This window comes from Halomonas sp. GFAJ-1, from assembly GCF_000236625.2.
Taxonomy (GTDB): domain Bacteria; phylum Pseudomonadota; class Gammaproteobacteria; order Pseudomonadales; family Halomonadaceae; genus Vreelandella.
The window spans coordinates 24,731-37,213 of sequence record NZ_AHBC01000043.1; the positions used below are offsets into that span (position 1 = coordinate 24,731).

The following is a 12,483-nucleotide window of genomic DNA, read 5'->3' on the forward strand; positions in this document are numbered from 1 at the left end:
CGACATCTCGTTACCCTACGCTTTTAGCTGCCTTTGTTTGCGGCTGTGGCGTGCAGTGTCTTTAAACCCTTAACCATGGACTCCCTGAATGACCCTTTTCAGCAAGCAAGAGTGGTTTTCTAACATTAAGGGCGACACGCTCTCAGGTATTGTCGTCGCGCTGGCGTTAATTCCTGAGGCGATTGCGTTCTCAATCATTGCAGGTGTTGACCCTAAAGTCGGCCTTTATGCTTCTTTCTGTATCGCGGTAGTGATTGCCTTTACCGGCGGTCGCCCGGGCATGATTTCTGCAGCCACCGGCGCCATGGCGCTGCTGATGATCACGTTGGTGCGTGATCACGGCCTTGAGTATCTACTGGCTGCGACCCTCTTAACGGGTGTCTTACAGATCATTGCAGGCTACTTAAAGCTTGCTGAGCTAATGCGCTTTATATCTCGCTCGGTGGTCACTGGTTTTGTGAATGCGCTGGCGATTTTGATCTTTATGGCGCAGCTACCTGAGTTAACCAACGTGACGTGGCACGTCTATGCCATGACCGTTGCAGGCTTGGGCATTATTTATCTGTTCCCCTATTTACCCGTGATTGGTAAGTCGATCCCATCCCCGCTGGTGTGCATTGTGGTGCTGACCGTGGTGTATATGGTGAGCGGTATGGAGATTCGCAGTGTCGGCGATATGGGCGACTTGCCTGATACCCTGCCAATGTTCTTGTGGCCGGATGTACCGCTTAACTTTGAAACGTTAATGATTATTTTCCCCACAGCGCTAATGTTGACCGTGGTGGGTCTGCTGGAATCGATGATGACAGCGACGATTGTGGATGACTTAACCGATACCCCCAGCGATAAAAACCGCGAGTGTAAAGGTCAAGGTATTGCCAATATTGGTTCAGGCTTACTGGGCGGTATGGCAGGTTGCGCGATGATTGGTCAGTCGGTGATCAACATTAAATCTGGTGGCCGTACACGTCTTTCATCGCTTATCGCCGGTGTCGTATTGCTGATGATGGTGGTATTTCTTTCCGATTGGGTATCGCAAATCCCTATGGCGGCGTTAGTGGCCGTAATGATTATGGTGGCCATAGGTACCTTTAGCTGGGAATCGATCCGCGATCTGAAAAAGCACCCCATGAGTACCAACTTTGTCATGGTCGCTACGGTTATCGTTACGGTAGTAACGCACAACCTAGCGATTGGTGTCTTTGTGGGTGTTCTACTGGCGGCAATGTTCTTTGCCAACAAAGTGGGTAACATTCTCTACATTGGCTCTAAAGAAGTGGATGCTGGTAAAGAGCGCGAGTATCAAGTGGTTGGCCAGGTATTTTTTGCCTCTTCTGAGCGTTTTATTGGTGCTTTTGATTTCAAAGAGAGCATCGATAAGGTCACTATTAATCTTTCCCGTGCGCACTTTTGGGATATTACCGCTGTTCAGGCGCTTGATCGCGTGGTGATTAAGTTCCGTCGTGAAGGTACCGAGGTTGAGTTAGTCGGCCTCAATGAAGCCAGCGCGACGGTGGTAGACCGCTATGCGGTTCATAATGACCCCGCAGCCGTTGAAAAACTGATGGGCGGCCACTAACCACCGCAAGGAGAGCGAAATGAGTGAACACGTTTTTGCCGCAATTGATGGCTCCCAGTTCTCAGAAGGCGTATGTGATTACGCCGCTTGGGCAAGTTTGGCGCTGAGTGCTCCATTAAGTTTTGTGCACGTGGTGGATAACCACTCTCAAGTGCCCGACGAGCAAAATCTATCGGGTAACCTTCGGTTTGGTGCCCGTGAGCGCCTGATGAAAGAGCTTTCCGAGCTTGACGAGAGGCGCGCCAAGGTAAATCGCGAGCAGGGCAAGCACATGCTGGAAGCGGCCAAAGCGCGGGCGATAGATGATGGGGTGAGCGACCCCATTACCCGTCAGCTTAATGGCACACTCGTTGAAACCCTGGTAGCGCTTGAAAAAGATATGCGCTTGCTGGTGGTGGGTAAACGAGGTGAAACCGCTCACCAAGCCAGTGGGCACCTTGGTTCTAACCTAGAGCGCGTAGTGCGTGAAATGCACAGCCCGGTACTTATGGTGCCTAAAACCTTCAAGCAGCCCGAAAAAGTGCTGATTGCGTTTGATGGCAGTAAAACCGCCCGTAAGGGGGTGGAAATGCTGGCCCGTTCGCCGCTGTTTACAGGTGCCGAGTGTCATGTGCTGATTGTGGGCTCAGACACCGCAGAGCATCATTCTCAGCTTGATTGGGCACTTAGTACGCTTCGCGATGCTGGTCACAAAGCAGAAGGCGCTATCCGCCCTGGTGAGGTGGACGATACCCTGCAAGCGTATGAGAAAGAGCATGGTATTGACCTGCTGGTGATGGGGGCCTATGGCCATTCACGTATTCGCCACCTGCTAGTGGGCAGCACCACTACCGCGATGCTGCGTAATAGCAAAATACCGGTGCTGATTTTACGTTAATCCTTGCGCTACTAACGGAGGGTTAACAATCAGCATGTAAACATTAGCTCGCTTTGCACCATGTTCCCGCAGCCGGCCCTCTACCATTTGAGTGTGCCGGCTTTTTAATGGCTAGAGGGCAGCAGCTTCGGCACCCAGCGTAAGTACGCCACCATGCCAAATAGTTCTACTAAAGATTGAAACACAATCACTACCACCGCAGCTTGCCACCCGTTTGGCAGGGTTAGCGCAATGGGCAGCATCACAAAGGAGTTGCGCGTCCCGAAGCTAAAGACGAGGGTTCGCGCACTGGTGGCGGGGAGCTTAAATAACTTGCCCAGTAGTTTGCCTAGCATTGCCGCAACCACCAAATAGCCCGCAAAAATAAGCACGACTTGAAGCAGCACGTGGGCAAGTGCCAGCACGCTATTAACCTGCGTAGCGGCAATCACTAACACCACCAATGCCAACAGCGGCACCGGCAGGTAGCCAAGCTGTTGCGTGGTTCGTTCAATGGCGCGGTATCGTTGGGCGCCAAGCTCGGTTAGCCATGCCAACATCAAGGGTAGCAAAATTACCCCTGCAAACGCGCTGAGTAGGTTCGTGGAAAAAGTTAGCTGAAACCACTCGCCGCCCAAAAATAGCCAGAGATAAACGGGTAATGCAGCCATCTGTACCAATAGCAATAGCGGCGTTGCCGCAATTGCGCGGGCAGCATCGCCTTTGCCTAAATGCGTAAAGGTAATAAACCAATCCGTGCAGGGCACCAGTAGCACCAGTAGCACCCCGGCAATCACCGGCGGGGAAAGCGGTAGCCACAGCACCAAAAGCCCTAATAACGCCGGGATGACAACAAAGTTGCCGACCAGCAGTGCTGTCATAAAGCGCACATCAGCAACACTTTGTTTTATATGCAGTAGCGGTATTTGGGTAAAGGTAGCGTAGAGCAACACACCAAGTAGCGGCCATAGCAGTTGCTCAAGGGGGGCTACCCGTGTGGGAGCTAAAACCCCCAGCGTTAGTCCTAAGCTAATAAATCCCAGGTAGAGCCAGGATTGCTGTTTTTCAAGCTGTTCACGCATCAGCGGTCTGAGTTATCCGGTGCCTTAGAGAGCGCTAGGCGACCACCTAACCCAGCAGCCAATAGCCACAGCGGCAGGCTAACCAGTATATACACAAGTGCCATGACCACTTGGCCTTGGTTAATAAAGTGCAGGGTTTCTAAGCTGAACAGTGAGAAAGTGGTAAAACCGCCGCAGAGACCCGCCACGAGCAGAGGCTGCAAGCGTGCTAATGTGCCAGAGGGGTGGTTAACCACGGTCGCAGCAAGCCACCCAATTAAACAAGACCCCAGCACGTTAACGAGAAGGGTGCCCCAGGGGAAAAAACTGCCCAGAGCTGACATAGATGCCAACGAAACGCTATAGCGCAACGCACTGCCGATACCGCTTCCGATCCCAACCGCGAGATACGCCTGCCAGCTCATAGTGCGCCCCCAGCGAGCCAAAAGCCCAGCGCAGCCATTGCCAAGCCTAGCAGCAGGGTAGCGGCGATATTCAGGGCGGCCCGCAGCAGCTGCCCGCGTTGCCATAGCGCAAGGGTTTGTAAGCTGAATGAGGAGACCGTGGTATAGCCGCCCAATACGCCAATTACCGTAAATAGCCATAGCATAGAGAACTGCGTATCAGGTTGATTTAATTGGCCATAAAGCCAGCCTGCAATAAGCGCGCCGCTGGTATTAACAGCCAAGGTACCCCAGGGAAAATGGCTTCCATAACGTTTTGCCATCCAGTTGGAAATAGCGAACCGGCCCATCCCGCCCAGTGCCCCACCTATCGCTACCAGCAACACGCTGGTAAAACCGTACCCCATGTTTGCCTCGTTTGGCTGGCCTGTTGAGTAGGTGGCGAGTGTAGCACGCTGTTTGCAGCGCTTTTGATAGCGTTCTTGGCATTAGAAAGAACGCTTATAGGTGTCACTGGTCAATAAGTTCGTGTAAAAAAGATTGAGAATAACAATAACGTTGATGCACCCGCTCTAGGAGAAACTTACATGTCTGATTGCGTTCTTGCGGCAATTGATAGCTCACAGTTTTCAGAAGGCGTCTGTGATTATGCTGCTTGGGCCGCTAAAGCCCTTGATGCACCGCTGCGTTTTATTCATACGGTTGATAACCACGCCCAGGTGGCGGAGCCTGATCTTACCGGAAACTTAGGCTTAGGTACTCGGGAGCACCTGCTCGAAAAGCTGTCGGAGATCGAAGAGCAGCACGCTAAAATTTCCCGCGAGCAGGGCCGCTTAATGCTGGATGCTGCCAAGGCACGGGTAGCAGCGTTAGGCATTGTTGACCCCCCCTGCTTGCAGCGCAACGGTACGCTGGTAGAAACGCTGGTAGAGAACGAAAAAGAGGTGCGTTTGTTGGTAGTAGGCAAACGTGGTGAAACTGCTCACCAGGCCAGCGGCCACTTAGGCTCTAATCTTGAGCGCGTAGTGCGTGAAATGCACCGCCCGATTTTGATGGTGCCCAAACAGTTTACGCAGCCAAAAAACGTGATGATGGCCTTTGATGGCAGCAAAACCGCCCGCAAAGGCGTTGAAATGCTGGCTAAAAGCCCGCTGTTTGAAGGTGCTACCTGCCATGTGGTGATTGTGGGCGCTGAAACCGCCGAAAATCGTTCGCAGCTTGCGTGGGCCACCGAAACCCTTGAAGCAGCGGGCCATACGGCTAAAGGAGCCATCCGTGCTGGCGAGGTAGAAGAGACGCTACGCGCCTATAAGCAAGAGGAGGGTATCGATTTGTTGGTGATGGGGGCCTACGGCCACTCGCGTATTCGCCACCTGCTGGTGGGCAGTACCACCACCCAAATGCTGCGTAACGCCCAGGTGCCGGTACTGATATTACGTTAATGCATAGCTAAGCCACTTTTATGTCGACGTAAAAAGCGGCTAGCGACCAAGGGGAATAAGCGACGCTTCTTTTAGCACGGGCTGGGCCAGTAGCCAGCCCGTCATGATAAACAGCAGCATCCCGAGCAGTAGCGTTTGAAAACTAACACCTACGTTTAGCGCTAACCCTAATGCCGCTGGGGCAATGCCGGTTGAAAACACCATGGCAGCGCTAAGGGCTGAACGCACGCGGCCAAAGTGTTCGGCGCCCCACAGCTTAATCATCAAGCCCGAGGAGATAAGCTCTTGCGCGCCCATGGCTAAACCGCCGCCTACCATTAATGCCCAAACGCTGATATGCCCGCCGAGGGTGATTGCCATTAGCATAGCAAGCGCATAGGGCAGCAGGTAAAAGCGTGCTAGCCGCACGGGGCCAAGTTTATCAACCCAGCGCCCACCTAGTAGCGCACCGGGTAGTTTGGCAATGCCCATGCCGCTGAGCGCCATTGCGTAAACGGCGAGGGAGCTGCCCAGTGATTGAGTGAGCTGGGTTTGATAAATAAACAACCCCGTCATCGTAATAGGCAGTGCCATTAATAGCGGTAGCAGCAGCCAAAAACGTTTTTCTCGAAAAGGGCGGGGGCCGTGGGCGGTGAGCTTGGTCGGTTTAACTCCCGGTGCGCTTGGCCAAGGAGCTTTTAGCAACAAGCCAAGCCATATAACCGCTAATAGGCCGCATAGCAGCCACCATGACGTTTGCCAGCTGGCCCACACCAGCGCAACGGCCACCAGCGGGGGTAACAGCACTTCGCCGAGAGGAATGCCAAGGCTTGCAAGCCCCATTGCTCGGCCGCGTAGTGTTGAAAACTCCCGGGCGGCGAGCGTATTACCTAGATGGGTCAGCATCCCTTGGCCGCATAGCCGCACAATGCCTAAACCGACCACCCCTAGCCACCACCAGGGCGATAGGGTAAGCAACATAACACCGATGAGCAGCAGCACAAGCACGCTGATAGCAAAACGACGGGGGTTAATCCAGTCGATAGATGGCCCAAAGCGCAGCATAAAAAAACCTGCGATGAGCGTAACCAGCGCATAGGCGGTGCCAAACTGCCCTATGCTAAGACCTAAGTGTGCTGAAAGGGGGGCTTGGAAGAGCCCGATAAAGTAGCTTTGTCCAAGGCTTGAACTGAACATGGCTAAAAATGCGATGCCCAGCACACTGCGGTGATCGCGTAGAAGGGTACGATAGCCCATTACTAAGAGTCCCTTCCCATCAACGATTAATAAGTTAATGATTGTAAGCCAAGAGGAGGCGCAGATGAATCACCCTGAGGTGGACATTCCTGCAATACGGCAAAAACTGCTGGCGCTGGAGGCTGCTTTAAAAGAAGAGAGCACTGAGAGCGCTTCTTCAAGAGAGACGGTGGTGCTTGACCAAACCTCGGTGGGGCGGCTTTCGCGAATGGATGCGCTGCAGGGGCAGGCAATGGCCAAAGCTGAGGAGCAGCGCCGCCAATTGACGCTTAAGCGTATTAGCGGCGCGTTACAACGTATTGATCAAGAGAGCTTTGGTGAGTGCATTGAGTGTGGTGAATGGATTGGTACCAAACGCCTCACTTCGGACCCGGTAGTGCTGAAGTGTATCGAGTGCGCGGAGTAACACGCACTCAACGAAACGCTATTTAAGCTTCCAGCGTGGCATTTTCACGCTGGCGCTGAGAAGCCGCGGGGTAAACCGAATTAATCCCTGATAACAGCGCCTTTAGCGATGCGCTTACGGTATCGCTATCTTCGGCTACGGCACAAACCCGCTGCCCGTCGATGTTGAGCTGGACAAAGGCAATGGCATTGGCCTCGCTGTCGCCACCTAGGGAGTGCTCGCTGTAATCTATAATCGCCACGTGGCTACCGGAGTGTTTTTTCCAGGCGTCGGTGAACGAAGACATAGCGCCATTGCCCGTGCCTGAAAGCCGCAGCGTTTCGGTTCCCTGCCAAAGCGTAATGTCGATACCCTCCCGTTGGCCCTTGGAAAGCTGGTAGTCAGCCAGGGCGAGAGGCGCATCATACGCAAAGTTATCGAACATCACCTGGCGTATAATTTCACTGGAAAGCTCGCTATTGCGCCGCTCGCTCTCTTTTTGCACATAGGGGGCGAGTGCCAGCATCATCCAGCGGGGCAGGTTGATGCCGTAATCCCGCTCCAGCAAAAAGGCCATGCCGCCTTTGCCCGACTGGCTGTTTACACGAATCACGGCTTGGTAGTCGCGGCCGATATCGTGGGGGTCAATGGGCAGATAGGCCACTTGCCAAGGCTCGTCGGGTTTTTGATGCTTGAGTGATTTACGAATAGCGTCCTGGTGGCTGCCGGAAAACGCGGTATAGACCATTTCGCCCACCCAGGGGTGGCGCGGGTGCACAGTGATACCGGTGCACTCATGGACGACCTGGACAATTTCGTCCGGGTTTGAGAGGTCAAGCTCGGGGTCGATGCCTTGGCTATAGAGATTCATGGCCAAGGTGACGATATCCATATTGCCGGTACGTTCGCCGTTACCCAACAGCGTGCCTTCGACACGGTCAGCACCCGCCAGCAATGCAAGCTCCGCTGAAGCCACTGCGCCGCCGCGGTCGTTGTGGGTGTGTACAGAAACAATCACGCTGTCCCGGCGGCTAATATGCTGACAAAAATACTCGATTTGATCCCCATGGTGATGTGGCCCTGCCACTTCTACCGTTGTGGGCAGGTTCAGAATGCATTTGTTGTCGGGCGTAGGCTGCCACACATCCATCACGGCTTCGCAAATAGCGAGTGAAAAGTCGATTTCAGTGCTGGAAAAGCTCTCTGGCGAGTATTGAAAACGCCACTCAACGTCAGGGTATTGCTCGGCATAGGTTTTTACCCAGGTAGCACCCTGTACAGCGATATCGGTAATGCCGTCGCGATCCATCTCAAATACCCGCTCACGCTGGATAGTGGAGGTGGAGTTATACAGGTGAATAATCGCCCGCTTCACGCCGACTAATGAGGCAAAAGTTTTTTCGATCAGGTGTTCACGGCACTGCACTAGCACTGCAATGGTTACGTCGTCGGGAATTTGATTCTCTTCGATTAGCCAGCGGACAAAGTCGTAGTCGGGCTGGCTGGCCGAAGGAAAGCCGACCATCACCTCTTTAATGCCTACTTTGATGATCTGATGCCAAAAACGCTGCTTTTGCTCAACGGTCATCGGTTCAAGTAGTGCCTGGTTACCATCGCGCAGGTCTTCACTGACCCAAATCGGCGCCTGGGTAAGGTCGCGGTCGGGCCATTGGCGATTAAACGCGGGAACACGTGGAGCAGGGCGGTACTTGCGATGATCGAAAGCGGGCATGGTGGACTTCCTGTTAGTCAGCGTTGTTAAGGGCGGCCGCTTATGGCGTGAGCCGCTTGTTATGGTGCCCAGGTAAAGCACCGCGTGGCGCTGCTTATGGCAGTTGCATCAGTTTAAGGGAATTGTGGCGAAAGGTTATTGCGAATATATGGCTTTATAGGCATTAAAAGGCAGATAATATCAGCTATGTTATTTTTGTTAGCAGGAGTTGCTGTATGCCGGTAGTCCCGCTTGAACTTGACCGTTTTGATCGCCGTATTCTTGATGTGCTTCAGCAAGAGGGGCGCATCAGCAACCAGGAACTGGCTGAGCGGATCGGCTTATCGCCATCGCCCTGCCTACGCCGCGTGCGTGCGCTGGAAGAACACGGGTTAATTACCCAGTATCGTGCCGATGTGGATGCGCGTCAGCTGGGTTACCAGCTTATGGTGCTGCTGCACATCTCCATGGATAAGCACACCCCTGAACGTTTTGATAACTTCGAGCGCCATATTCGACAAATCCCCAATGTGATTGAGTGTTTGATCATTACTGGCCAGGCCGCTGATTTCCAGCTCAAGATTCTGGTGCGGGATATGGATGACTATCAGCACCTTTTACTGCACGTGATTAACCGTATCGAAGGGGTGACTGGCGCCCATACCAGCTTTGTGTTGCGCCGAGTATTTGAACACCGCCCGGTGCCCACGGAAAACACTTGATGATGAAGGCGTAGGCAATAAGGCGATGGCGGTTTACACTGCTTTTTTTTCAATATTTAGGAGATTGCCCCATGACAATTAAACGCCATGATACAAAAGCCCGCATGAGTCGCGCTGTTATTCACCAAGGCGTGGCCTACTTGTGCGGCCAGGTGTCAGGTCCTGAAGCGCGTTACGAAGACATTAAAGCGCAAACCGAGAGCATGCTGGCACGGGTCGACGCGCTGCTAAAAGAGATTGGTTCAAGCCGCGAGCAGCTATTAAGCGCCACTATTTACCTTAAAGATGGCAGTGATTTTGCTGCCATGAACGACGTGTGGGACGCCTGGGTGCCGGAGGGCTATGCACCGGCACGCACCTGCGTATGCGCGCCGTTGCCTGCTGATGAGCTTAAAGTAGAAATTACCGTCACCGCAGCTGTTAGCAACGAATAACGGCAAGGGGTTCTGAAAGGGGCCTGTCGCTTATTTGCCGGTTTTCTCAATAGGAAAACGGGTATCGCGCAGGCTATCTTTGATTTTCTTAAGGTGCGGCAGAAAGTCTTCGCCGCGCCGTAGGGTAACCCCTGTTGCCAGTGCATCAATGAGCGTCAATTGAATCATCCGTGAGGTCATCGGCATATAGTGGTCGGTGTCCTCCGGTGTGGCAACTTCTAGGGTGGCGGTGCACTCTTGGGAAAGCGGGGAGTTAGGAGCGGTAATCCCCAGCACCACGGCGCCTGCTTCCCGGGCTACCCGCGCGATATCGACCAATTCTCGAGTACGGCCTGTGTAAGAAATCACCACCACTACGTCCCCGGTATGGCAGGCAGCGGCTACCATGCGCTGCATTAACACATCGACATAGGCCATGACCGGCAGGTTGAAGCGGAAAAATTTGTGCTGGGCGTCTTGTGCGACAGCGCCAGAGGCGCCGAGGCCAAAAAAATGCACCTGCTTCGCCTGGGTGAGGTAGTCGACCATACGTTCGATGGCCGCCATATCTACTTCCCGTTGAGCTTCATCTAACGCTGCGATCGTCGCGCCAAAAATTTTATGGGTGTACTGGGTTGCGGAATCGCCAGGCTCGACTGCCCGGGTAACGTAGGGTGTGCCACCGGCAAGGCTTTGGGCGAGCTTGATTTTAAAGTCGGGAAAGCCTTTGGCACCAAAGTTGCGGCAAAACCGGTTGACCGTGGGCTCGCTGACGCTGGCCGCTTGGGCGAGGCTTGCTATGCTCAGGCTGGTCGCGGCGGCTGGATCTTCAAGAATAACGTTGGCGACTTTGCGTTCCGAGCGGTTCAAGTCTTCCAAGCGTTCGCGTATACGGTCAAGCAGGTCATGTGCCATTAATAGACTCCATGTCAGTAGCCGGGTGGTGGCGGGGTGTCCACGCCTTGCACCAGGTGAAAAATTCGTTCGCGGCGAGTGGGCGGGCATAGTAATACCCTTGCGCCGCTTCGCAGCCAATTGAGCGTAGGTAGTCTGCTTGTGCCGCGGTTTCTATGCCTTCTGCCACTACATCGCAGCCCACCGCATGGGCTAGTTGGGTAATGGTTAGCGCCAACTGGCGATCTACAGCGTCTTCTTCTAGATCCATCACAAAAGCGCGGTCGATCTTTAATGTTTTGAACGGTAGCGTTTTTACATAGGCAAGCGATGAGTGGCCTGTGCCGAAATCATCAATTGCGACGGCAATATTGACGCTGGCCAACTGGGCTAGCTGCGCGCGGGCATTTTGCATATCGCTCATTATGCCCGACTCAGTGACTTCTAGGGCAAAAAAACGCTGTGGGATCGCATGTTCGGCTAGTCGGGCGAGTAGTTTTTCAGCGAAGTCTTTCCGCGCTAGCTGGCGGGCTGCCACGTTTACTGCGATGTGAAAATCATCGTTTAGGAGGCCATGCTTGCGCCAATTCACAATATGGCGCATAGCATCGTTGAGCACCCACTCACCAATGGCGAGAATATCACCGCTGGCTTCCGCCAGAGGAATAAAGTCGGCGGGGGATACCTGGCCAAGCTCGGGATGATGCCAGCGGAGCAGCGCTTCGGCGCCAATAATGCGCTGAGTGCTTAACGAGAGCTTAGGCTGAAAAGCGAGGGACATCTCGCCGCGGTCAATGGCACCGCGTATCGCTTGCTGAAGGTGCAGCCGATGTCGCTGCTTGGCTTCTAAGGTTTCGTTATAGCACTGAATCTGTAGTGTGCCGCTTTGGGGGAGCGCCAGGGCTGCCATATGCACAAGGCGCGCTATATCGAAATGGCCTCCGGCCCAGCTAATGCCAATACGTGCGCTAAGGGGTAGCAGTAAATCCCCTAGCGCTTGATCCTGGTCGAAACAGCTTAGTAGCGTTGCCGCTAGCTTACGCAGCTTATCAAGCTCGGCACTGTCGGCAATCACTAATAACTCGCTGCCCCCCCATAGTCCCAGTTCGCAGGAAGCCGTTAAACGGGCAGAGAGCTGTTGGGCAATATGCCCCATTAGCTGGTCGGCAACGCCATAGCCATGCAGTCGTATTACGTCGTCTAGGTGATCAAGGGCAATAAACAGTAGTCCGGTGCCTTTGCCACTCATAGCGGCTTTGCGCAGCATCTCGGTTAAAGCCCGCCGATTAGCAAACTGGGTAATTGGGTCGGTGCGGGACTGACGCTCCAGCTCTTTAGTGCGCTTTGCTACCATGCGCTCTAAGTTTTCGGCTTGCTGATCACGTACTTGATAACGGTGTTCGACGCTCAAGGCATTACGAATACGCTGTAAGACTTCATCGTGCTTAAACGGCTTAGTCACAAAGTCGCGTATGCCAAGATCAAGGGCCCGTTGGCGCGTCTCGTCATCGATCTGTGCCGTCAGCACGATAACCGGTGGGGCGTTGTGGGCAAAATGGTTCTGTAGCTGGTGGATGACCGCATAGCCGTCTAAATAAGGCATGCGAATATCCAGCAGGATTAAGTCGGGCAGCTGTTGCTGACAGTAGGCAAGTACCTGGCGAGGATCGCTGATGCCGTGTGTGTTGGCGAAACCGTGATCGTCTAGCAGGTCGAGGAGAAGCTCGACATTAATACTGTTGTCATCGACGACCAGCAGATGTTTCTGAACGAGGTTCAT

13 protein-coding genes are annotated in these 12,483 nt (G+C 53.7%); 6 read left to right on the top strand and 7 right to left on the bottom strand.

All coding sequences use genetic code 11. From position 1 onward, the window contains the following. Positions 1–88 precede the first annotated feature (88 nt). Together MOY_RS12390 and MOY_RS12395 are read left to right on the top strand one after the other, a co-directional pair. A complete protein-coding gene (locus MOY_RS12390) occupies positions 89–1,579 on the top strand; it encodes a SulP family inorganic anion transporter (protein ID WP_009100240.1) in 1,491 nt (496 codons plus the stop codon). A gap of 19 nt (positions 1,580–1,598) precedes the next feature. Further along, positions 1,599–2,456, top strand: coding sequence for a universal stress protein (locus MOY_RS12395; protein WP_009100241.1), 858 nt, complete (start codon positions 1,599–1,601; stop codon positions 2,454–2,456). Positions 2,457–2,560: 104 nt separating this feature from the next. Here the strand turns inward: MOY_RS12395 and MOY_RS12400 are convergent, their stop codons facing one another. The 3 genes from MOY_RS12400 to crcB are packed head-to-tail and all read right to left on the bottom strand — an operon-like array spanning position 2,561 to position 4,307. Continuing rightward, positions 2,561–3,517 (bottom strand): arsenic resistance protein, encoded by a 957-nt coding sequence (locus MOY_RS12400; RefSeq protein WP_009100243.1) that lies wholly within the window; start codon positions 3,515–3,517, stop codon positions 2,561–2,563. Continuing rightward, on the bottom strand, positions 3,517–3,921 hold the full coding sequence (locus tag MOY_RS12405) for a fluoride efflux transporter FluC (RefSeq protein ID WP_009100246.1): 405 nt from the start codon (positions 3,919–3,921) through the stop codon (positions 3,517–3,519). Before MOY_RS12405 ends, MOY_RS12400 begins: the two co-directional genes overlap by 1 nt. Then, entirely contained in the window at positions 3,918–4,307 is a 390-nt protein-coding gene (gene crcB / locus MOY_RS12410) for a fluoride efflux transporter CrcB (RefSeq protein WP_009100247.1), read from the bottom strand. The genes MOY_RS12405 and crcB overlap by 4 nt, the downstream gene beginning before the upstream one ends. Positions 4,308–4,487: 180 nt before the next feature. Between crcB and MOY_RS12415 the strand changes: the two genes are divergently transcribed. Further along, the gene (locus tag MOY_RS12415) at positions 4,488–5,342 is read left to right on the top strand and encodes a universal stress protein (protein WP_009100249.1); all 855 of its coding nucleotides are present in this window, start codon (positions 4,488–4,490) and stop codon (positions 5,340–5,342) included. 39 nt (positions 5,343–5,381) lie between these two features. Here the strand turns inward: MOY_RS12415 and MOY_RS12420 are convergent, their stop codons facing one another. After that, entirely contained in the window at positions 5,382–6,578 is a 1,197-nt protein-coding gene (locus tag MOY_RS12420) for an MFS transporter (protein WP_009100251.1), read from the bottom strand. A 64-nt stretch (positions 6,579–6,642) separates the two neighbouring features. Here MOY_RS12420 and MOY_RS12425 point away from each other — a divergent pair, with 64 nt between their 5' ends. Continuing rightward, the gene (locus MOY_RS12425) at positions 6,643–6,984 is read left to right on the top strand and encodes a TraR/DksA family transcriptional regulator (protein ID WP_009100253.1); all 342 of its coding nucleotides are present in this window, start codon (positions 6,643–6,645) and stop codon (positions 6,982–6,984) included. 22 nt (positions 6,985–7,006) lie between these two features. Here MOY_RS12425 and MOY_RS12430 read toward each other — a convergent pair whose 3' ends face one another. Then, on the bottom strand, positions 7,007–8,695 hold the full coding sequence (locus tag MOY_RS12430) for a 2-isopropylmalate synthase (protein ID WP_009100254.1): 1,689 nt from the start codon (positions 8,693–8,695) through the stop codon (positions 7,007–7,009). Between the two features lie 215 nt (positions 8,696–8,910). Here MOY_RS12430 and MOY_RS12435 point away from each other — a divergent pair, with 215 nt between their 5' ends. Both MOY_RS12435 and MOY_RS12440 read left to right on the top strand, forming a co-directional pair. Next, entirely contained in the window at positions 8,911–9,396 is a 486-nt protein-coding gene (locus MOY_RS12435) for an Lrp/AsnC family transcriptional regulator (RefSeq protein WP_009100256.1), read from the top strand. A 71-nt stretch (positions 9,397–9,467) separates the two neighbouring features. Further along, entirely contained in the window at positions 9,468–9,830 is a 363-nt protein-coding gene (locus tag MOY_RS12440; protein ID WP_009100259.1) for a RidA family protein, read from the top strand. Between the two features lie 30 nt (positions 9,831–9,860). Here the strand turns inward: MOY_RS12440 and MOY_RS12445 are convergent, their stop codons facing one another. Both MOY_RS12445 and MOY_RS12450 read right to left on the bottom strand, forming a co-directional pair. Beyond that, a complete protein-coding gene (locus MOY_RS12445) occupies positions 9,861–10,724 on the bottom strand; it encodes a MurR/RpiR family transcriptional regulator (RefSeq protein WP_009100261.1) in 864 nt (287 codons plus the stop codon). Then, positions 10,714–12,483 carry an EAL domain-containing response regulator gene (locus MOY_RS12450; protein ID WP_009100263.1) on the bottom strand — a complete coding sequence of 590 codons (1,770 nt, stop codon included), beginning with the start codon at positions 12,481–12,483 and terminating at the stop codon, positions 10,714–10,716. The genes MOY_RS12445 and MOY_RS12450 overlap by 11 nt, the downstream gene beginning before the upstream one ends.